This is a genomic window from Paenibacillus sp. NPDC057967 (assembly GCF_042887015.1).
Lineage (GTDB): Bacteria > Bacillota > Bacilli > Paenibacillales > Paenibacillaceae > Pristimantibacillus.
Map to the genome: position 1 here is coordinate 422,170 of NZ_JBHVQB010000005.1, position 20,238 is coordinate 442,407.

A 20,238-nucleotide genomic window follows, 5' to 3' on the forward strand; every position below is an offset into this window, starting at 1 on the left:
AGACTATCGAAGTAGATTATAAATATGACGAAGGTGGCCGGCTAACCGGAACTGGTATTACGATGTTTCATATAATAATGCTGGTGTTCAAGGAGGTAAGTATGGAGATGGTAGGCAATTGAATAAAGTTAGAATTGTAGTTAACATGACAATCAGATAATAACAGCATTCCCTATCTGATGTCCCTATAAGGAGATAACAATGATTGAGAGATTTGAACACAAAGTTGATTGGTGTGAAGTGTGTGGACAAGGTTGGGTAGAAATAAAAAGAAATAGTATTTCCAAAGATATTAATTTTAGATGCTCGGAGTGTTTTGTGGAATATGATAGTTACGAGCATATAAATAAAAAAACACTTCATGGAAAAGTGGATTACTCACCGATATCACTAACTGAACAAGAAATAATAGTGGAATTTGGTTATTAAAGAATGGGAAAACTACAAATTAGTTAGAAATGACCGAAAGGTTATAAAAATTTGGTCACGTGAAAAGATGAAATTTGAGTCAATAACGTTTTAAGATATTATCATAGCCTTAAGGGTTTGCACCCTTAAGGCTTAATTTTTCTATAAAAATCTTGAAAAAGGAAGAAGCATAAAGTTCGATATTGCACCTCGTTAGTTGTTTTTTGTAGATAATGTTATACAAAACTAAGTTTATGTTGATACAGTTGGTTATATCATCATGATATATTATAATCACAATGCGAACTTGTTACCATGAATATTACTATGTTAACTTAGTCATTTCATTATATAATAGGAATTAAGAACTAATGGCAGGCCATCAAGCGCCTAAGCGAGACAAAGGAGCGTAGTGGAATGAGTATTACGAACCGCGGAATCCATATTGGACCGCCACGATTCAAGATAGCCGTTCATGCGGTCATTTGGCTTGCAAAGAGCGGTGGTGTGTTATCCAGCGCCAGAATTGCTTGCCTGGTCAAGTCGCATGCGACCTTCATGCGCCGAGTGCTGCAATCGCTTGCCACAGCCGGGATCGTCGAATCCAAAGGCGGGCGAGAGGGCGGTTATGCTCTACTTAAATGCCCGAATGAGATTACGCTCGGTGATATTTATTACGCTGTCAATCGGGAAGCCTCGGAGATCGAATTGGAGATGCAATGCGGCGATGCGGGGGAGCAGCTGGATATGGAGCTTGAAAAAATCCTGTTCGAAACCGAACAACATACCATCAATTACTTGCGAAAATATACAATCGATGATGTAGCCAAACGAATTGATCATTGCACGCTTTGAGAAGCGCATTTGCCCCACGGCAGATGCGTTTTTTTCATTCTAGATGAAATTATGATGAAAATGTGACGAAAAATCTGTTAATAACGATAAATAAGCTACTTTCCTTAAATTAGTGTGCTTCTATTAGTTGCAATTAGAAAAACGATGCTTTATAATGTGCTTTGGATAGGCACATTATAAGGATGAACTTAGGATGAAGGAGCAAATAACCATGGCAAACGTTCTATTTATTAAAGCTAACAACCGCCCGAGCGAGCAAGCGGTAAGCGTGAAGATGTACGATACATTCCTGAAACAATACAAGGAGGCTAACCCTTCTGACTCGGTTTCCGAGCTGGATCTATTCCAGGAGCATCTTCCATACTACGGCAACGAGGCGATTACAGGAACGTTCAAGCAAAACCAAGGCTTCGACTTGACGCCTAGCGAGCAAGCGGCAGCGGAGACAGCGAACCGTCTTCTGGAGCAGTTCCTGGCAGCGGACAAAATTGTCATTGCATTCCCGCTTTGGAACTATGTAGCTCCTGCACCATTGACCAGCTACATGTCGTACATTGCGCAAGCAGGCAAAACATTTAAGTATACAGCAGAAGGTCCGGTTGGACTTGTCGGCGACAAAAAAGTAGCATTGCTGAATGCTCGCGGCGGCGTATACTCTTCCGGTCCAATGGCTGAAGTGGAGTCCGCTGTTAGACCGCTTCTCGGTGCTTTCGGATTGTTCGGCATTAAACCTGAAGTGGTCGTAATTGAAGGCCATAATCAATTCCAGGACAAAACGGCTGAAATTATTGCAGACGGATTGGCTGAAACAGCTAAAGTTGCGGCATCATTCTAATTTTGCCTGAATGTACGGACTTCTTTATGCACTCATAAACCCAAGATCAAAAAACCGCGATTTTCGCGGTTTTTTTGTTGTACATTGGTAAAGAATAACTATAGCTATGTTGTTGTTAGACATCAGCGGGCTGCAGACCTATAATAAAAATCAACGAAACCCGAGGAGGCTGTTAGATATGAGAAACTTGAACATGACAATCGTTCGCTCCAGAAACTCAATATGCTTCGGCCCCTATAGATCTATGCATTCTATTAGCTAAAAAGACCGTCGTTTGTTGCTCGTATTCATCATGAGCAATGGATTTAACTTATTTTTAAGCTAACAGCCGCAGGAGAGCCGAAATTAGGCTTACTGCGGTTTTTTGATGCCGCCGCAGGAGTATTTCCTGCGGTTTTTCGTGTTTATTTTTAACTAAAAGGAGAAATGAAATGACTACTCAACTTACAGATTTGCAAGCATTCGGCTGGAATGAACAATGGAGCAATAAAAGCGCCGCCTGCTCCGAAAAGCTCGGAAATGCAGCTCCAGCAAGGGTCATCGCCCAATATTCACATGCCTACAAGGTAATCACATCGACTGGTGAACGACTGGCGAATGTATCCGGCCGATTCGAATTTCAAGCAACGGGCAAGGGAGATTTCCCTGCTGTAGGCGACTGGGTTATGGCCGATATGCTGGATGAAACTCCGCCTCGGGCTGTGATTCAAGCTGTCTTACCCAGACAATCGTCGATGGCGCGCAAGGTTGCCGGATCGATCCCGGATGAGCAAATTATTGGTGCCAACATGGACTATTTGTTCATTACATTAGCTATGAATGGCGACTTTAATGTACGTAAGCTGGAACGGTATCTGATTGCCGCTTGGGAGAGCGGAGCAACGCCTGTTGTCCTGCTTACGAAGTCGGATCTGTGCGAAAATCCCGAGCGGTATATAACAGAGGTGGAGGATGTTGCTCCGGGCGTAGCTGTGCATATGGTTAGTGCTTTGGAGGATCAAGGGAAGGACGCGCTACTGAGCTATTTGAAGCCTGGCAAAACGGTTGCTGTAACGGGTTCCTCGGGAGTCGGCAAGTCGACACTTCTGAACTGGCTGGCGGAGGATGAATGGCAATCGACTTCAGGCATTCGGGAAAGCGATGCAAGAGGCAGACATACGACGACACACCGCGAGCTGTTCCTGCTTCCAAGCGGCGCGTTGATGATGGATACGCCGGGTATGCGGGAGCTTCAGCTTTGGGATTCCGAGGAAGGCTGGCAGCAAGCTTTTTCAGATATTGAAGACTTGGCTGGCCAATGCCGATTCCGCGACTGTAAGCATGAGGGGGAAGCGGGCTGTGCAGTTCAGGCAGCCATTCGCAGCGGCGAATTGGATGGCGACAGATACAGCAATTACAAGAAAACGGAACGCGAGCTGGCAAGACTAGCCCGGAAGGAGAATTCCACGCTGCGGCAGCGAGACAGGAAGCAATCGGCGTCGAAAACTTCCCGATCGCGCGGCCATAGCCGGAGCATGATGGAGGATTGGGGGGACTGATTTCCATTCGAATTGACTCGCAAATAGAGGATTTTTGGAAGAAAAAGACGAATAAGGTTATTTAATCGCTTGGTTATGTCCAATTGTTTGCTTTCATGGCATCAATCAGATAGATCACCAAATCTTGATGAGGAGTGGCATGACCATGAAGGAAATTATAATCGGAGCGTCCTTCCATTCAGAAGACGACGAAAGCGAGCTAATCGAGCGGGCGCAGAGCGGCGACCAGGATGCCTTCAGCGAACTGGTTCGCCGCCATCGAGCGAAAGCCCATAATTGGGCGAAGAGTCTTGCTCAGGATCCGTATCTTGCGGAGGATATTGTACAGGAAGCGCTAATGAAAGCTTTTGTACATCTCGGGACGTTAGTAGATGTCACTCGTTTTCTTCCCTGGCTTCACCGCATTGTGCGCAACCAGGCGATGATGAAGCTGCGGCGAGGCGGAGCGTATCGTCATGAGCAGCCCTTCACGAGCCTGGCAAAGCGCTCCTCTTCCAACCAAGTGGACTGGGAAGATGTGGAGAGCATCATGACTTACATGATGAGCGTCAGAATACAGGAGACGGAGTCTGCCTCTAACCCGGAGGAGCAAATCGTCCGCCAGGAGACCATGGAGACGATTCTGAATCTTTTTACCTGTCTTAAGCCGCGGGAACGCGGTATATTCGAAGCTTATTTCTTCCGGCAGCTCTCCCCGCAGGAAATTGCGGCTTTGTTCGATATGACCATGAGCAGTGTCTACAAATCGATTGCAAGAACACGGCAGAAGCTTCAGCAAGAGCGTATTCGCGTGTATATACAGGAGCATTTGATCAGGCGAAGAGACGAGAAGGCCACTTCCTTTCGATTACTTGGACGACCGAATATTTACACCCAGCGGATAGGGGACAGTCATTTTCTAGGAGCGAGACCTTCGGTTACGTATTGCTTATGGGGAATGCTGCAGTATACAAATCAAAAGAACCTGTCGCTTGCGGAAGTGAATGCGTTGACGGGTCAAGCGTTCAGCCTCCATATTATTAAGGAAACCGTACATATCGGAGGTCCGTTCACACTTGCTGGTGATCCATCCTTTCATCGACTGCTTACGAACTTAGGTTTTGAGTTTAAAGTGCTGACTTATCTTCCGGCGCAGCCGAATATCGTTACGGATGTCATTCAAACGGCACAAAAATCGATTGATCGCGGACTTCCGGTTATGGTCTGGGATCTGTTTCATGCGGAATATGGCATGGTTTATGGCTACGATGATCATGAGCAGAAGCTGACTGCGCTCGATAAGCTTCAGGAAGGCGAAGTGCCATATGAGCAGATTGGCAAAGGTAAAACATCGGAGATCGGACTTATCGCCATTCAAGAGGAGCGTCCTGTCGATCGTAAATCCGCGCTGTTGCGTCTGCTGGATGCCGTTCTTGAGTATGGGTATTCGGAGGAATCACGTAATTCGGGCGATGGCGCGCTTGTGCGCGGGTTTTCCGCCTATGATGCATGGATGGAGGCTTTTCGTGGAGACAGGATTGTCCCGTTCTTCAATGCCTACAACGCAGCGGTATACGCAGAGCTTCGCGGCTTCGCCAGGGATTTTCTTCAAGGTCTGTTGGATGAGCCGGATTTTGAACAGGACCGTGAGTTGTTAGAGAGTGCGTGGACTTGCTACAAGTTAACGGCCCATGCGTTGAATGAGCTATCTAACTTATTCCCATTCCCGATGGGCGGTGATCCGAAGAACGAGCAGGCAGTCCAGAAAGCCATCTCCTTGCTCCAACAAGCCAAGGCAGCGGAGCAGGATGGGTTCATCGTATTAGCGAAATGGCGGGATCGGTTGCAAATGCTGATGTACTGATTCATGGTGTTTTTTCAAACGCGTTTCTTCTAATGAGCTGTCCGATTATATACAATAGAGTTAATTGTTGGATCTATTTAATTATTTCAACTTTAAAAGGAGATAGGGGGAAGATGATGAAGATCGTGTCCAGGCTGGCGATGCTGCTCCTAGTTCTTATCTCAAGTGTGGGATGTGTCGCCTCTAACTCTTCCAATGATAGTGTGAAAATTAAAGCGGAGTTTGCACCAATTAATGAGGACGCTTTTCTGGCGGACAGTATGCATCAGGACTTGGATGGCGACGGGGAACTGGAGCAGATTCGTATGTACATTGATCCGGCACCTGTCGAGGACCAGAGTAAGCCCGGCCAATACTTGTGGAATGAACGCCATCATTGGCAGCTGGTCGTTAAGCGCGGCGACGATACCTATTTTTTATACAACAATTATTTGAGCGGTAAGCTTAAGTTTTGGATAGAGAACCGCGGCTCCCATAAAGCCATAGTATTGTTGGAGGAAGGCAAGGGGCTGCGCATGGATAGCTTTACATTAAATAATGAGAAAATGTTTGAAAGAAGAATGGATTATCATCAATATGATTCTGTACTCGTGAAGAGCTCCACCACATTCAAATAAATTGTTCGATACACTATCGACAAATTTCTCCAGAAGTGTTACGATATCGTCAATGAATATCTACTAAGTCGATTTCGGAAGCACCGAGCGGATAGGGATTTATTTTCCTATGTGTTTGGTGCTTTTTTGCGTCTATGATGAGCGCTTTGTTGATTTGGTAGAGATTAAACATGAGAGAATTTGCGCTGATGATTGACAATGATGGAACAATATGTCGATATATAAGGGTCAGTGGTTTTCTCTTAGGTGTAACATGCGAGGTTGAGAGCATATATCATTTTAACGATTGGAGTGAATGACATGAAGAAGATGACGTATGTAGTAGCTTTTTTCCTATTAATGAGCGTACTGATGGTTCCCGCTGCAGGTGCCTCAGGCAAAGTGCCGCAAATCAAGATTAACGGAACTGTATTCGTGACACCCGCTGGAGAGCCTCAGCCTTATATTAATAAAGATTATCGCACAATGGGTTCCGTACGTCTGGTCGGTAACGCGCTTGGCGTGCTTGATGACCATATCGAGTGGGATGACCAAGCCCGTACGGTGACCATGGAGAAAAACAAGACGGTCATCGTCATTACAGTAGGGCAGCAGGAGCTCAGAGTGAATGGTAAGACGGTTACCATGGACACCGTTGCGGAGTTGAAGAACGGACGTGTGTTTATACCGTTGCGCTTTATTGCGGAGTCACTTGGGGCTGGGATTGATTTTGATGATAAGACGAGGACAGTACTGATTACGTCGGATGATCCTTCGGTGGGGAAGCATAATTTGAGTGCATTTAAGGAATTGAAGGTTGTCACGAATTTCCCTATTATTCTGGAAGCTGCTGGTTTGAAGTTAACTGTACATGATGTTTATTTGTATAAAGCAGACTCAAAGGAAGCAAGGGATCTCCATAAAAAATATAATCTCCAGTATTTTTCTCGCGCAAAGTATATTGTAATGAGCAAGATCACACTGGAGAATACATCCAAAAAAACAATTAGATATGATGGGCTAGACTTAAATGAAAAAGTTGGGTGGTTTATAGCTACAAGTGAAACTAATGGACGTTCACTAAACTCTAGTTCTATTACTTATGGAACGATGAATAATACCGAAATACTGGATGGTTGGATTCTTAAACCAGGTGAATTAATTATGAGCACTAATGTTCAGATTGACTATTTAAGTGAGAAGTCATTTGACACGATTGGAGTTTTCTTAACTTATAATAATGTAACATCGAGTGAATTAATTGCGGTTGGAAAGGAATAACTGCATTGAAGAAGACATTAACTTTGATCTTACTATTTAGTGTTTTATCGTCTCTTCTTTTAATTACTAACCCCACTGTAAATGCTAATACGACTTTGCAAAGCACCTATTTTATAGCGGATTCATCATCTGATAAAGAGGCTCAAATTGAACTTGCAATTGAGTGGCCCAAAGAAGCCGGAACTATTATACCAAGTGGCTATTCTCTAAAAGGTAAAGGCAGAATTGTTGCGTTTAAATCAGATGCAAATATTAAAACAATAAATGTCGTGATCGCAGGAGAAAAGAAACAAGTTAAAGAAACAGTCAAAGGCTTTGACTCTGCATTCAATGGAAAAGGCATGGTGTTTGAAAAAACTCCAGGTAATGCATTTTGCCGGTATAGTGATGGTCGGAAGTGGCAGATAAACAGTTTCAGTACCGATACACATTCTCAATTTAGAAAAGACTATTTTCGGGAGGCAGCTGCTTCCCTGCCAACGTATTACCCACCATATGAGCAAATGGCAGAAATAGTGGGATACATAAATATAGACCTCAATAATCACCCTGCAGTATGGCTCAACAATAAAGGTGAAACTGTTGATGCAAAATTCGTGAAAAAAAATACGGTCATTATTCCGCCTAAAACTCATTCATCTTCGATGAATAAGCATACTGCACTAGGATTAAAGGATTATGACCCGAAAAATCCAAGATTGGCGTTACAGTACAAAGCGGAATTCTATCCATTCTCAGATAAGAACCAAATTCCAGCATCTAAACCAGAGTTTTATACGGGTCATGCCCAATGTTACGGTTATCCATTCAATTTGCAATATTATCTTCAAGCAGAAGCAGAATATGAAAACTATACTTACGGCGGTACAATCACATTTAATTACGCCAAAACTGCAACAGCTTATATTTCAGGAGAAGTACAACCTGATCCTAATAGTGTTCGCTTCGAGAACAAGGATGTAAAAGTTAAGGTTACCATTAATGCTGAAATATCAGACATTAAAGATCCCGGAGCAATTGATTACTACGATGTGTATTTAAACAACGAGCTCGGTGATCAAAAGTTTGAAGCCAAAGCGATTCCTGCAAACAGAAACATGAAGATCAGTAAGACCTTTGATTTTGTCATACCGGCCTCTAGGATGACAAACAAGAACTCACATGATGAAGTGTATATTGGGCGTGTAAGAGCTTGTTATAAACCAAGCTCGTATTATGTTGATCCTGTAAACGGTAAATGTATGGACACGGGCAAAATTCATGCTTCCACCAATGTGTACAAGGAGAAAGCGCCTGACCCGCCTGTTAAGGGCTTGGGGCCAGTTGCCATTATCAATGCGCCAACCGAGGTCATGCTTGGTGACGATATCACACTTGATGGTACAAGCTCCTACGATCCGGACGGCACAATTGAAAAGTATGTATGGAATACGCCGAATGCGATCGGCAGTCTTTTTGATGTTCCTGCTGGAGAAATCTATTACAACAAACTTGGTCCACAGAAAGTACAGCTTTGTGTTTGGGATAATGACGGTGAGCGAGACTGTGCGCAGCATAGTCTAGTCGTTACTGAACCATTCGTTAAGGCCAATATCTTTCAGTCTGGAACGCTTAAAGAAAATCGAAAAGTTACTTTTTCCGAATTTTCTTTTACCTCATCACGTTATCCGGTTGTCGAAAGTAAAACCAAATGGACAATTAAATCGTTGTATGATGATATACCTCAGAGCATGATCAAATATAGCGGCAGTTTAAATGGCAGGAGCAGCTTTGATGTGCTATTTAAGCAGCCTGGGGATTATATCGTTAGTATCAGTGTCGAAAATACGGCTGGTTACAAGGACAGCACTTCGCGCATTGTGACCATTAAACCCGACCTGCCGCCTGTTACGGTCATATCGGCTGAGTCCATGATTGAATACCGTGATCCCAAACATATGAATAGAGCGAAGTTTGTATTAAAAGACAATTCTTATTCTCCAGATGGAGACATTGTTGCCTGGGGAAAATGGTATGTTATCTTTGATGCTAATAATGACGGAATATTCAGAGAACAGCGCAAGCTGATTTACGAAGGCGATGCAAAGGAAGTTATCTATTATGCCGATCATGTGGGAAAGTATCAATTTCATAAAGAAACGATAGAAGAATTTGGTCAGGAGACTATTCCGGCTTTTGTTACGGCAGATGACCGTCGTCGAAGCCAAACATGGGAATGAAGGAGATCATATGTACAAACCACTTGCCCAAGAGGGCCTGATTAAACGCAGGCCCTTTTCTTTTACACTCATACTGATATGGATATTAATCATTACGCTTTTTTTGCCTTCCGTAAGCGCGAGCCCTATAGATACAGAGGTCAAGAACTTAGCTCCATTCGTCGACTTCGAAGTGAAGGAAAAGAAGAAAGTAGACGTAATCGTGGATGTAGGCAATACCAAGTATAAAAAGAATGAGGTGCAGAGTCGGGTGAACGAGTTGCTTATCCCAGCCCTGCAAGCATCCGGCGTCGATTATAACGTCATAGTCGACGAGTCTAACGAAGGGAATAATGCCATCTATTTTACAGGTAGTAATGGACAGCCTGGTAGTCGCACTTCGGATTTATATAAATACGATTTGATCACGGATGAAACTTCTTTAGTCGTAGCAGGAGCCGTAGAAGCTGGAGGCATGGTGTTACCTAATGGTTTGATCCTTATGAACTATCATCAGGGTTATATGGGGGTACTAGATCCTCAAAGTAAACTTTTTAATTCCGTACCCAATACAACTGAATCTTATGGCGATTGGGTAGTTGCACCGGATGGTAATATCTATGTTTTAACCGGCGGTCATCCGATTTGGTCAGGAACTTATCGTATAAATTGGCAAAATTATAAGGTTGATCCGAATGCTAGTTACAATAAAGTTACTTTTCCGGACTCTGAGAGGATAGTCTCTCAGTCACCATCTGAAAATTCAAAGAACCTAATTATGGGCAAAAACAATTATTATTATCAATATCACTTCTGGAATGAAACGAGCAAAAGCTTATATGTTCTAAAAAACTACCGGACACCACAACAGCAACAGATATCTTTAGGAAGTTCGAATGTAGATAAATCGATGCAGCTATCGCGCGATGGTTTATTTTTTTGGTCGGTAAAAACACCGGGAAATTCATCTTCCACGTACGATATATGGGTTTACAACCAAGAAGATGATTCTAAGACCAAGATATTAGAGAAATTGCCTTATATCTATGATTTTCGGGCTCTGGATGATGGTCGGTTATTATTGATGTGGCCGAAAGAGGTGTTTGTTGACTTCACCAGAACATATTGGATTATGGAGGATGTTTACGATCCCAACTCTCTTCGTCCAATTTCGTTTCAGTATCCTGGTTCATCTAACATGGTAAGTATAAACAGTATACAAGGCTCAAATATTATTTACAGCCATGGGGATGATAGAACCGGTTACGGCCTTAGAATACTAAATGTTGATACAGGTGAGGAAAAGAAAATTGCTAACTTTAGACTCAATAGTATTCTGAGATATCCTCACTGGTACAATTCGAACACTCGCACGATCCAAGATATTATCGCTGAAGCTCCATTGAGGCCTGATGCTGAAAAGATTTATGTGCGGGTAGACGACATTTCCCTGAACACCATTGCCCGAGCAAGTGGCATGGGCGAAATTGCGGCATTGCTCACGCAACACAATATGTCCTTCATCGGACTTGGTACACCATCCAATCAGGATCAAATCTATAGGCTGCTGGAGAACATTGGCCACAACGGAACCTTCTTCAATAACGGGAACTTGAAAACGGCTTTCTCCGATCTCAGCAGCTTCATCACCGACCGGAGAGAAGTCAACTTGCATGTGATTATCGGTGACACGCCTTATACCGAGCAGGAAATCCGCAATCGATTCAACCAACGCCTAATCGACCTGCGGCTTGCGAACATTCGCGTGAACATGCAGGTCATCAAGGCAGATCGGAAGAACCTGCAGGAGCTGCTATACCTGGCTCATTGGGATTACAACAAGAACAACTATATTGCCTATGTCCATAGTCCGTTGATGCCAGCGCTGGACGATGAACTGGTCTATGACGATACCATTACAACATTGAAAGAGTATAACGCTCACTTCTTAGGCATTGGCAGCATGACGAATCGAACGACCCTCAATAACATCGTCGCTTCTAACAATAAATGGGGAGCCTTCTATGACAACATTAATTTAATTTCTGCTGTCACGAGCACGATAAACTACATCAAGGGTACGGCGATTACGAATGTCAAAAAGCTAACTAACTATATCGTACTGAATGCAGATCCAGCCACAGGGGAGTATTCATCAGAAATTGCCGTTCAGACGTATTACGAGGATGCCGAATCCGATCCGAAGCGAACGGAACGCTGGCGAACCACGCATGACCCGAATATTTACGAGAACAACATGGGGATGCTCGAAGGGACAGGCCAATATATGCTGGAGCCGATCAAGCATTTTACGAAGGTCGGCATGTATGAAATCGTAGCCCAAGTACAAGACAATCCCTCTGCGAATCCGCTATTTGATGAATATCGTCAGTGGAGCAAGGATTCACTTTCGCGAATGGTTGTGTACGTGCATCGTGCGCCTGTGGCCGACTTCAAGGCCATTGTTGATCCAACTCGCAAGCTAACAATTACAGACTTATCCTATGACCTTGATCGTTATTCCTATCCCGATCGAGGCGTTATTCAAAAGGTATGGAAGTGGAAGCGCGTAGACGATGCCGGTTGGACAGACGGCCAAGCGTCAAGCGTGCTAAATCCGAACACAGATTATTTTATTTCTTTAAGAGTCAAGGACTTGGACGGCGCGTGGTCGCCGGAGACGATTCGTTTCGTATCCACGAATCCATTTAACAGGCCGCCGGTTGCGCTCTTTACGATTGACAACAAAACAATATCCTTAAACGGTACGGCGACGTTCTTGGACCAATCTTATGACCCGGACAACGATCCGATCGGGCAAAGGGTATGGACAGTGAAGAAAGGCAGCGTACAGCTTTATCAGGGTTCCAACAAACCGTCAAGCACGCTCATTAAACAGTATGCAGCGCAGCAAGGTTTACCGGCTCTTGGCAAATACACCATCACGCTCCGCGTAAAGGATCACCCGCGCGTGGCAGAGCCTTTGTGGTCTAATACATATACGGACTTTATGGATATTGTGAACCATCCGCCAATTGCGCAGTTCGATTCGCTAGAGCCGGTTTATCGGGACGATCTGAACAAGGCTATTAACCGTACTATTAACCCGGACAGGGACGGCGATCCTGTCAGCTATCAATGGACGCTCATTTATGGCTCTAAGGAATTTGCAATGGGAACAACCAAGGACTTGTCATTCCGGATCCGCGATCGAGGACTTGGCAAAGCGGCGGTCGGCACATGGATGCTTCAGCTCAAAGCTTCCGACCCGCATGGAGCTTCGACCTACGAAACCCATTCCTTCGATGTGCTCAATCATGCACCGGTATCGGCCATTACGAGCGGCACCTGGACAGGCTATATCTATGAGCCTTATACGTACACGTCTACACGAACAGATAAGGACACGGAAGACGTTGCCAGCCTGAAGTCTTACTGGAAGCTTACGGCACCAGACGGCCAAATTCGATCGTTTGATAAGCAAAATATATCGATCACTTTTGACCAAAAAGGTAAGTACCTGCTTGAAAATTGGGCAGTCGATCAACTGAGCGCGGTGAGTGAAATTGAATCGAGAGAAATCCATATCGTCAACCAAAAGCCGATCCCTGGATTTACGATGATGCCAACGCCTGCCTTTATCGATACGATTGTAAGGATCACCAGCACAGCAACGGATATGGATGGTTATATTGACAAGCATCAATACTTTGTAACGCCGCCAAATGGTGCACAGGGACCCTATACGCAGCTGGCCGACTTTGATCGCGTCTTTGCCTCAATCGGACAATGGCATATTCGTCAAATTGTTACAGACAATGATGGAGCGACTGCGGAGATTACACAAAACTTAACGGTTCATAATCGACCGCCAAGCGTTGTGATCACAACGCCAACCGGCGCAACAAGCGCGACAGCCACCGAGTTCAATACTTTAACGCCGCGTATCATTTGGCAGATGAGCGATCCGGACGGCCATACCGGACAACGGTATCGATTGCAGATCAAGCGTGAGAATGGAGCGCTCATCTATGATACTCAATCGGTTACGGCGTCGAGGAATTACCATGACGTACCATCAAGTGCAGGGCTTGCAGAACATACAAGATACCGGGCAGAGGTGCAAGTGTATGACGGATATGATTGGAGCCCATATTCAGCGCCAAAATACTTCTATATCGTATTGAATCGACCGCCGACAGGCGATTTCGATTGGTCACCTCAGCCTATCTATGAAGGAGATACGGTGACTTTCAAAACTAATGTCAGCGATGAAGACAAGGATGTATTGTCCATTCAGTACGAGCTCACCAGTCCCTCAGGCACTAAGCTTCCTTACAGCTATACCTTCAATCATACTTATCCTGCTAACGGGCCTGTTGTACGATTAAACCAGCTCGGGACATGGTCGATGAAGTTAACAGTTAGCGACGGGAAAGCAGCTCCTGTCATCGTTACGAAAACATTACAAGTATTGCCGCTAGGCGTTACTGGGGCTGTGGAGCATACGGATCTGTGGAATGAGCATCGCCAAGCCTTTAATATAAAACAATCCGGCAACAAGGAGTCACCGCGAGGTTACCATGTATTCTGGGCAGGAGAGAAGTTTATTCTCGAAGCGGGCACGACAGCTACGGGAACAGCCACAAGAGCGGAACGCGTTGAGGTAACGATGGGTGCATTCCGGACAGAGCTGAGGGCATCCGGGAATATCCATGTCAGATGGAAGGGCGAACTATGGGATTCAACCTTCGAGAACCTGCCGGACGGCACGCTAACTTTCGTTTTTATGGCACATTACAACAATGGAACGGTGAAGAGAGAGGAGATTGACGTCCAAATCGGGGGCAATATGAATGGCTATCTCCAAGTTCATCGTGTAAAGTGAGGGGCACATGCTCATTCTAAGGTTTGATACAGCCGCTCAAAATATTAGCTATTAAGTTAGCCTGCACAACTATATGATCACGTCAACATAAGAAGCCCCGCTTGAATAGCGGGTTTCAATGTCCTTGGGATGGGTATTCTTGTCTGCGTTCATTTGAACAGTTTATTCAGTTTGAACTATAATGGACAGTACACACCTGATCGAATGACCATGCTGCATGGGAATGACAACATCATACGCGTATGTGAGCGAGAAGAGGACGGTTGGCTTATGTTTCTAAGAAGAGAAAGTTTACGGGAGTATATGAGGCTGTATCCGGTGATCAGCATCATTATTGTAATTAATCTGGTTATGTTTGGCCTATTGGAATTGTCGGGAGGCTCTACGCAAGTCGAGACGCTGTACCGATTCGGCGCAATGTTCGGCGGAGGGGCGATAGAGCCGGAGCTATGGCGCTACATCACCTCGATTTTTCTGCACATTGGCTTTATGCATTTGCTTATGAACAGCTTCTCGCTATACGTTTTTGCGGCACCGCTGGAGAGGATGCTGGGTGTGTGGAAATTCGCCGTGCTCTACTTGGCCTCCGGTATTGTAGGCAATATCTTCAGTTATTTCCTGCATCATGATTTGTATATCGGGGCGGGGGCATCGGGAGGAATCTATGGCATCTACGGCGCGTACTTGTTCCTGTCGCTCTTCAGAAAAGATGTACTGGATGCGGATAGCTCCAAGACGGTCACGATTATTCTTATTGTCGGTATTGTATACTCCATAATTGTACCGAATGTGGATTTGTATGCCCATGTGGGGGGATTCGTTGGCGGATTCGTATTCATGGCGATTCTTAGTACAATTATTAAAAGAAGAGCAAGGCGTAATGGCATGTAACAAGCAGGGCAGCCTGCATTTATTTTCAGAGAGAGCCGCATGTATGACGTTGCGGTTCTTAAAACAAGGAGCTCCAAGCGCAAGCGCGCAAGGAGCTCCTTGTTTTCGTTGTCACGACAGATGCTATTGCAAATAATGAGGGTCCTCGGAAATTTCACTTAACGCGATACCGGCATCGCGTCCGGTTGTGCTGCCGAGCGACAGATCGCCAAGCGTAATAATACCAACCAGATTGCCGTCTTCCACCACAGGGAGCCTGCGAATTTGATGCTGAGCCATCAAATCTGCTGCAGCTTCTGCATCTTGATCCGGCGAGATGGTAATCAAAGAACCGCTCATGACGTCCTGCACCGGACAGGAGCCCGGACGTTTCTGCGCATACCCCCGAAGCACCAAGTCACGGTCAGTTACGACTCCGATAATTTTCTTGTGGTCTTCTGTCTCGACTACCGGTACGAATCCGGTATCATTCTCAGCCATTATGACTGCAATTTCATGGACATTGTCTTGCAGGGTTACCGTTTTACATTCGGTAGACATTAAATCCCGTACAGCTTTCATGAACATAGCTCCTTTGTTTCGATTCAACTATTGAGACATCCATGATCCCCCAATGGCAATAGGGTGCATCAGGAACGCTCAGATTATCCTTCGAGGTACAAGTCGATAAGCTTAATGTCCGCGCTTTCCATGTTTATTGAAATGCATAGGCATTACTTCCAAACATAGGAAATAAATGTTGATCATCTTGGAAACGCATACATTTTCCGTAGAAATGCTTCTATAGCTTCGGCGAATCCATTTCTATAATGAAAATGTATGGCAAGCAAGGCGGTGCCTGCTACTTGTCTGAAGGGAGGAGGAGAAGGATGGATATAGCGATACAGTGAACCCAATAAATTGTAATCGCTTTCAAACCTGGACATAGGATTCACCCTTTCTCGCATCTAAAAAAATGGAGGAGGAATAAAATGCGGACCAAGTATGTTGCATGGTCGCTTGTTGCAGCCTTGCTATTAACAACATTGTTCCAATCGATTGGACCGGGCGAACCGGCGGAAGCAGCAGGAGGACCTAATCTGACGCTAGGCAAAAACATAACGGCAAGCGGCCAATCTCAAACCTATAGCCCGAATCATGTAAAAGACAGCAATCAAGGGACGTATTGGGAAAGTACGAATAACGCATTCCCGCAATGGATTCAAGTGGACCTCGGAGCAAGCACAAGCATCGATCAGATTGTGCTGAAGCTTCCGGCGAACTGGGAGACACGGACGCAGACGCTCGCCATTCAAGGCAGCACGAATGGATCTAGCTATTCGACGCTCGTCGGTTCATCGAACTATGTGTTTAATCCGTCTGTAGCGGGCAACTCCGTTACGATCAACTTTGATGCCACAAGCACACGGTATGTCCGCCTGCAAGTGACGAACAATTCAGGCTGGCCTGCGGCACAGCTATCCGAATTCGAAATCTATGGCGCAAGCGGACCGACACCAACGCCTACTGCGACTCCACAGCCGACAGGCTCGTATCAAGCGGAAGCGGCTGCCTTATCCGGCGGAGCCAAAGTGAATACGGATCATACCGGTTACTCCGGAACAGGCTTCGTCGACGGCTATTGGACTCAAGGGGCGTCTACAACCTTTACCGTTCAAGCGCAAGCGGGCGGCAATCATAATGTGACGCTGAAATACGCCAATGCAAGTGGTAGCGACAAGACGCTTAGTCTCTATGTGAACGGCACGAAGCTGCGGCAAACCAGCCTGCCTAATCTCGTCAACTGGGATACATGGGGCAACAAGGTGGAGAGCGTCAATCTGAATGCAGGAACGAACACCATCGCATACAAATATGATTCAGGCGATTCTGGCAACGTTAATCTTGATCAAATTACCGTAGAGGCGGCCAGCTCAACGCCAACTCCGACATCCACGCCAACACCAACACCAACACCAACGCCAACAGCAACACCAACGCCAACAGCAACACCAACACCAACACCAACACCAACACCAACACCGACTATAACGCCAACCGCGACGCCAACGCCGCCTCCGGGCAGTAATATCGCGATCGGTAAGTCCATTACTGCATCCTCCAGCACATTCACATTTGTGGCTGCTAATGCCAATGACAACAGCACCGACACGTATTGGGAGGGAGGCAGCCATCCGAGTACGCTGACACTTGACTTGGGAGCGAACCATGACATTACGTCCATTGTGCTTAAGCTGAATCCATCGACGGCATGGAGCTCGCGCAATCAGACGATTCAAGTACTGGGACATAACCAGGCTGCTACGACGTTCAGCAATCTGGTATCGGCTCAGTCTTATTCATTTAACCCTGCGTCCGGTAATACAGTGTCGATCCCGGTTACAGCAACCGTGAAGCGTCTGCAATTGAACTTCACAGCGAATTCCGGCGCGCCAGCCGGACAAGTGGCTGAATTCCAGGTTTTCGGTACAGCATCAGCAAACCCGGACCTGGTTATTACGGGCATGTCCTGGTCGCCGGCATCTCCGATAGAGACCAATGCCATTACGCTAAATGCTACAGTCAAAAACAATGGCACAGCTCCTTCGGGAGCCACGACCGTAAATTTCTACCTGAACAACACACTAGCGGGCTCTGCGCCAGTTAACGGGCTTGCAGCAGGGGCATCGACAACGGTGTCGCTGAATGCAGGCAATCGGACTGCGGCATCTTATTCCGTTCATGCGAAGGTGGATGAGAACAATTCAGTCATCGAACTGAATGAATCCAACAACAGCTACACCCATTCTACACCGCTTGTTGTTGCGCCAGTCGCGAGCTCCGATCTGGTCGGTACGGTATCCTGGACGCCAAGCAATCCGGTAGCGGGCAATACTGTGTCATTGACCGTCAATTTGAAGAACCAAGGCAATATGGCTTCAACTGGCGGCGCCCATGGCATTACAGTAGCCCTGAAAAATCCGGCGGGTTCCACACTTCAATCGTTTAGCGGATCTTATAACGGTGTACTTGCTGCTGGTGCATCCGCAAACGTGACCTTGCCCGGGACTTGGACAGCAACACCAGGCAACTATACATTGACCACTACGATTGCAGCCGATGGGAATGAATTGCCAATTAAACAATCCAATAATGTCAGCAACACGAACCTGGTTGTCTACTCCCAGCGCGGAGCCAGCATGCCATATACCCGTTACGACACGGACGACGCCACGAGAGGCGGCGGGGCTGCTTTGCAATCCGCACCTACATTCGATCAAGCGTTGACCGCATCGGAAGCTTCTGGGCAACGTTATATCTCCCTACCTTCGAACGGCTCCTATGCTCAGTGGACGATTCGGCCGGGAGAGGGCGGGGACGGCGTAACGATGAGATTCACGATGCCGGATTCGGCTAATGGCATGGGCTTGAACGGATCGCTGGATGTGTATGTCAATGGTGTCAAAGCCAAGACGGTGCCGCTCACATCTTATTACAGCTGGCAATACTTCTCCAGCGATCATCCGGCCGATACGCCGGCTGGCGGCCGTCCGCTCTTCCGGTTCGACGAGGTTCATTGGAAGATGGATACGCCTTTGCAGCCGGGAGACACCATTCGCATTCAGAAATCCAATGCTGACAGTCTGGAGTACGGCGTAGACTTCCTGGAGATCGAATCCGTACCGGCGGCTATTGCCCGACCGGCCAATTCGGTATCCGTTACCGACTTCGGTGCGGTCGCGAATGACGGCCAAGACGATCTTGCAGCATTCGAAGCTGCGGTGGAGGCGGCTGTCTCTTCCGGCAAAATCCTGTACATTCCTGCCGGTACGTTCCATCTCGGCAATATGTGGAAGGTAGGCAGCGTAGCCAATAAAATCAACAATATCACCATTATGGGCGCGGGAATCTGGCATACCAATATCCAGTTTACGAACCCGAATCAGGCATCAGGCGGCATTTCATTCCGCGTGACTGGCCAGCTTGATTTCAGCCACATATATATGAACTCCAATCTGCGCTCACGTTATGGGGAGCAAGCGATCTACAAGGGCTTCATGGATAACTTCGGCACCAACTCCAAGGTGCACAACGTATGGGTAGAGCATTTTGAATGCGGCTTCTGGGTAGGCGATTATGCTCATACACCGGCAATTATAGCAAGCGGTCTGATTATCGAGAACAGTCGTATCCGAAATAACCTAGCGGACGGGGTTAACTTCGCGCAAGGCACCAGCAATTCCACTGTACGGAATAGCAGCATCCGCAATAACGGCGATGACGGTCTGGCTGTATGGACGAGTAACGTAAATGCTGCGCCTGCAGGCGTGAACAACACGTTCTCCTACAATACAATCGAGAACAACTGGCGTGCAGCGGCTATCGCTTTCTTCGGCGGCAGCGGTCACAAAGCGACCCATAATCTGATCGTCGACACGGTCGGCGGCTCCGCGATCCGAATGAATACGGTATTCCCGGGGTATCACTTCCAGAACAATACCGGCATCCTGTTCTCGGATACGACCATTATTAACAGCGGCACCAGCAAAGATCTATACAATGGCGAACGAGGTGCCATCGATCTGGAAGCGTCCAATGATCCGATCAAAAACGTGACGTTCACGAACATCGATATCCTCAACACGCAGCGCAGCGCCATTCAGTTCGGCTACGGCGGCGGCTTCGAGAATATCGTATTCAACAATATTAATATTAACGGCACTGGCAAGGACGGCATCTTGACCTCGCGCTTCACGTCACCGCATCCTGGTGCTGCCATCTACACGTATACAGGCAATGGCTCCGCAACATTCAACAACTTGACGACGAATGACATTGCGCATCCGAACGTGTACTTGATTCAAAACGGATTCAATCTGACCATTCAGTAATCAAGCGGGAACGGCAAGAGGAAGGGCTCATTAG

General features: G+C 46.3%; 12 protein-coding genes. 11 read left to right on the top strand and 1 reads right to left on the bottom strand.

Annotated elements, in window-relative coordinates; all coding sequences use genetic code 11:
* Nucleotides 1-201: 201 nt before the first annotated feature.
* The 10 genes from ACFVSO_RS15600 (at nt 202) to ACFVSO_RS15645 (ending at nt 15,333) form a co-directional block, all read left to right on the top strand.
* Nucleotides 202-429, top strand: coding sequence for a hypothetical protein (locus tag ACFVSO_RS15600; protein ID WP_387475072.1), 228 nt, complete (start codon nt 202-204; stop codon nt 427-429).
* 396 nt (nt 430-825) lie between these two features.
* Nucleotides 826-1,263 (top strand): RrF2 family transcriptional regulator, encoded by a 438-nt coding sequence (locus tag ACFVSO_RS15605; RefSeq protein WP_387475074.1) that lies wholly within the window; start codon nt 826-828, stop codon nt 1,261-1,263.
* A gap of 211 nt (nt 1,264-1,474) precedes the next feature.
* On the top strand, nt 1,475-2,098 hold the full coding sequence (locus ACFVSO_RS15610; protein ID WP_387475076.1) for an FMN-dependent NADH-azoreductase: 624 nt from the start codon (nt 1,475-1,477) through the stop codon (nt 2,096-2,098).
* A 431-nt stretch (nt 2,099-2,529) separates the two neighbouring features.
* Nucleotides 2,530-3,636, top strand: coding sequence for a ribosome small subunit-dependent GTPase A (gene rsgA / locus ACFVSO_RS15615; RefSeq protein ID WP_387475078.1), 1,107 nt, complete (start codon nt 2,530-2,532; stop codon nt 3,634-3,636).
* Between the two features lie 145 nt (nt 3,637-3,781).
* Nucleotides 3,782-5,479: a sigma-70 family RNA polymerase sigma factor gene (locus ACFVSO_RS15620; protein ID WP_387475080.1), complete on the top strand. Its 1,698-nt coding sequence runs from the start codon at nt 3,782-3,784 to the stop codon at nt 5,477-5,479.
* A gap of 113 nt (nt 5,480-5,592) precedes the next feature.
* Complete coding sequence (locus ACFVSO_RS15625; protein WP_387475082.1) at nt 5,593-6,096, top strand: hypothetical protein; 504 nt, start codon at nt 5,593-5,595, stop codon at nt 6,094-6,096.
* Between the two features lie 300 nt (nt 6,097-6,396).
* Nucleotides 6,397-7,356, top strand: coding sequence for a copper amine oxidase N-terminal domain-containing protein (locus ACFVSO_RS15630; protein WP_387475084.1), 960 nt, complete (start codon nt 6,397-6,399; stop codon nt 7,354-7,356).
* Nucleotides 7,357-7,361: 5 nt separating this feature from the next.
* Nucleotides 7,362-9,575, top strand: a complete 2,214-nt coding sequence (locus tag ACFVSO_RS15635) for a hypothetical protein (protein ID WP_387475086.1) — start codon at nt 7,362-7,364, stop codon at nt 9,573-9,575.
* A 1,456-nt stretch (nt 9,576-11,031) separates the two neighbouring features.
* On the top strand, nt 11,032-14,442 hold the full coding sequence (locus ACFVSO_RS15640) for a fibronectin type III domain-containing protein (RefSeq protein ID WP_387475088.1): 3,411 nt from the start codon (nt 11,032-11,034) through the stop codon (nt 14,440-14,442).
* 270 nt (nt 14,443-14,712) lie between these two features.
* Nucleotides 14,713-15,333: a rhomboid family intramembrane serine protease gene (locus ACFVSO_RS15645; RefSeq protein WP_387475090.1), complete on the top strand. Its 621-nt coding sequence runs from the start codon at nt 14,713-14,715 to the stop codon at nt 15,331-15,333.
* A gap of 123 nt (nt 15,334-15,456) precedes the next feature.
* Here the strand turns inward: ACFVSO_RS15645 and ACFVSO_RS15650 are convergent, their stop codons facing one another.
* Complete coding sequence (locus ACFVSO_RS15650) at nt 15,457-15,894, bottom strand: CBS domain-containing protein (protein WP_387475092.1); 438 nt, start codon at nt 15,892-15,894, stop codon at nt 15,457-15,459.
* 410 nt (nt 15,895-16,304) lie between these two features.
* Here ACFVSO_RS15650 and ACFVSO_RS15655 point away from each other — a divergent pair, with 410 nt between their 5' ends.
* Nucleotides 16,305-20,204, top strand: a complete 3,900-nt coding sequence (locus ACFVSO_RS15655; protein ID WP_387475094.1) for a galactose-binding domain-containing protein — start codon at nt 16,305-16,307, stop codon at nt 20,202-20,204.
* Nucleotides 20,205-20,238: the final 34 nt, after the last annotated feature.

Excerpts from the sequence above, each read along its gene's own strand:
- ACFVSO_RS15600 (WP_387475072.1), top strand. The coding sequence starts at position 202 with ATGATTGAGAGATTTGAACACAAAGTTGATTGGTGTGAAGTGTGTGGA.
- ACFVSO_RS15605 (WP_387475074.1), top strand. The coding sequence starts at position 826 with ATGAGTATTACGAACCGCGGAATCCATATTGGACCGCCACGATTCAAG.
- ACFVSO_RS15610 (WP_387475076.1), top strand. The coding sequence starts at position 1,475 with ATGGCAAACGTTCTATTTATTAAAGCTAACAACCGCCCGAGCGAGCAA.
- rsgA (WP_387475078.1), top strand. The coding sequence starts at position 2,530 with ATGACTACTCAACTTACAGATTTGCAAGCATTCGGCTGGAATGAACAA.
- ACFVSO_RS15620 (WP_387475080.1), top strand. The coding sequence starts at position 3,782 with ATGAAGGAAATTATAATCGGAGCGTCCTTCCATTCAGAAGACGACGAA.
- ACFVSO_RS15625 (WP_387475082.1), top strand. The coding sequence starts at position 5,593 with ATGATGAAGATCGTGTCCAGGCTGGCGATGCTGCTCCTAGTTCTTATC.
- ACFVSO_RS15630 (WP_387475084.1), top strand. The coding sequence starts at position 6,397 with ATGAAGAAGATGACGTATGTAGTAGCTTTTTTCCTATTAATGAGCGTA.
- ACFVSO_RS15640 (WP_387475088.1), top strand. The coding sequence starts at position 11,032 with ATGGGCGAAATTGCGGCATTGCTCACGCAACACAATATGTCCTTCATC.
- ACFVSO_RS15645 (WP_387475090.1), top strand. The coding sequence starts at position 14,713 with ATGTTTCTAAGAAGAGAAAGTTTACGGGAGTATATGAGGCTGTATCCG.
- ACFVSO_RS15650 (WP_387475092.1), bottom strand. The coding sequence starts at position 15,894 with ATGAAAGCTGTACGGGATTTAATGTCTACCGAATGTAAAACGGTAACC.
- ACFVSO_RS15655 (WP_387475094.1), top strand. The coding sequence starts at position 16,305 with ATGCGGACCAAGTATGTTGCATGGTCGCTTGTTGCAGCCTTGCTATTA.